This is a genomic window from Photobacterium japonica, from assembly GCF_050337005.1.
Lineage (GTDB): Bacteria > Pseudomonadota > Gammaproteobacteria > Enterobacterales > Vibrionaceae > Photobacterium > Photobacterium japonica.
On the sequence record NZ_JAKJSN010000123.1, the window covers coordinates 1 to 2,336 of the forward strand.

2 protein-coding genes are annotated in these 2,336 nt (G+C 34.5%); both read left to right on the top strand.

Annotated elements, in window-relative coordinates; all coding sequences use genetic code 11:
* Positions 1–1,251, top strand: a 1,251-nt coding sequence (locus L4C36_RS23610; protein ID WP_428480205.1) for a CDP-glycerol glycerophosphotransferase family protein, incomplete at its 5' end; no start/stop codon positions are given.
* A 9-nt stretch (positions 1,252–1,260) separates the two neighbouring features.
* Positions 1,261–2,336: glycosyltransferase (locus L4C36_RS23615; protein WP_428480206.1), on the top strand; the 1,076-nt coding region annotated here is incomplete at its 3' end.

The following is a 2,336-nucleotide window of genomic DNA, read 5'->3' on the forward strand; positions in this document are numbered from 1 at the left end:
ATTATCAGCCGCTTTCAACGGAATCTTGGATATTCAAAGAGATTTGATATACAAAATTTAGTAAAGCATATTAAATTTAGTCCAATTTATCGAAAGCTGTATCTTGGCATCGCTGAAAGAACACTTTTCTTTACTGATAAGGTAATGAGAAAGGATCCAAATAAGTGGTTGTTTACTTCTTGGGGGCGTTATAGTAATCATACGCTAGATAACCCTCGTGCCGTTTATGAGAGGGTGAAAAATGATCCTGAAATTAAAAAAGTTGTCATTCTAAATAGTAATGCAGAAGTAGATTTTGATGCTCAATCAAACACATATTTTTATCCATTACATTCATTAAGAGCAATGCATGCAATGGTAACCTCTGGTTATATTTTTACTGGTTACGGTATGCATGCTGTTTTTGGGTATCGTCACTTAGTCGTTGGAACTAAGAGGCATATTATTCAATTATGGCATGGTATTCCGATCAAAAAGATCGGATTAGCAGTCGATAAAAAGCTTGAGCCGTTTTGGTCTGTCGAAGCTCATAAGTATTCTAAAGTTATTGCAAACTCAATAGATGATAAGAAAATGATGGCTCTAAGCTTTTTACCAGAAAGGCCAGAAGATGTTATTATGAGTGGTTTACCTCGTCATGATTTTATTGGTTTGGATAGCCATAATTTACCGTTAGACTATCAACAGCACCTCATGAATATCCAAGAACGTGTAAATGGCCGTAAATTAATCTTATTTACGCCTACTTGGCGTTATAATAATGAGAAGCCATGTATATTTTCAACAGATGAGTTTTCTATATTAGATGCTTTACTCAAAGAAAAAAATGCAGTCTTAGGTGTTAGGTTACATGCAAACATGATGCGTGGTAATAACTATGCTTCTTTTGTCTCTGATAATGTTATTTATTTCAATGATGTTCCGGATGTTAATTTGCTACTTCGAGAGGCGTCTGCGCTGATTACGGATTACTCTAGTATTTATCTTGACTATATGACGCTTGAGCGACCAGTACTTTTATATACACCAGATATTGAAAAGTATCGTAACCATAGAGGATTTAATTACTCCTCTGAGGAATTTATGCCACATGATTTTTGCGTATTAAACTTCACGTTATTAAAGGAAAAAATACTACAAATTTTGAATGATGAATTTGTACTTGATGAATCATATTTCCATGTCAAACGTAAGTTTTTAGGCTTTGAGCTTGATAATAAAAATGCACAGCGTGTAATTGAAAATCTATAAGGGCTGATAATGAATATTCTTATTTATACAAAACATTGGCGAAAAGGTGGAATTGAAAAGCTAATAGCATATTTGATTGAATATTCAGATGTGACGTATAATTTTTCAATTTTAACGGAAGATGTGCCAGATCCAACAAACCAATATCAACTTCCGTTGAATGTAAATATTTACTTTCGTCGCTACAGTCCATTTACGGAGAAAAATAAAGAGTCATTGAGAGATATGATTCAAAAAATAGATCCTGATGTTATTGTTGTCATGGGGTCAACACGTGAGTTATATAAAGTATCCCGTGCATCTATTGGATTACCATATCCAATTATCATATCAGAGCATAATTCAAATAAAGAAATCGCAAAAAATTTCTTTAATGACTACCATTTTTATAATGCGGTAAGAAATACAGCAGATCTAAATCATGTTATTTTTAACAGTTTCGGAGAGCAGTATCCTCATAAAGAAAAACTTCGTGTTATTACAAATCCTATTATGCCTCTTCCGCAAAGAGCCATAGTTGAAAAAGCATCGGATGGAAAAAATAGAATTATTCACGTTGCTCGCTATGATCTTCATCAGAAGCAGCAAGATGTTCTTGTACGTTCTTTTGCGTTAATTGCACGTAAGCACCCTGATTGGGAAATGCACCTATATGGTGGAGATTGGTTTGGTGGGCAAGATGAAATTCGTTCATTGGTGAAACAGTTAGACCTTTCTAATCAAGTTTTTATTCATGATGCTATTGAAAATGTTGGCGAGATATTGGCAACGGGCAGTATTTTTGCATTTCCATCTGCTTATGAAGGGTTTGGATTAGTTGTCGGTGAAGCTATGTCTGTCGGTTTGCCTGTCATCGCTTTTTCTGACTGTGAGGGCGTTAATCAGATTGTTAAAGACGGATATAATGGTGTTTTAGTTAACTCTGGATTACGAGATCACGAGAAATATTCTGTAGCTCTTGATGAATTGATCTCTGATGGAGCAAAACGTAAATATTATTCTGATAATGCACTAGAGACTATTAATGATTTTTCCATGGAGAAGTTTATTAGTGGTTGGCAGGAAGTCTTAGATGAGGCATATAG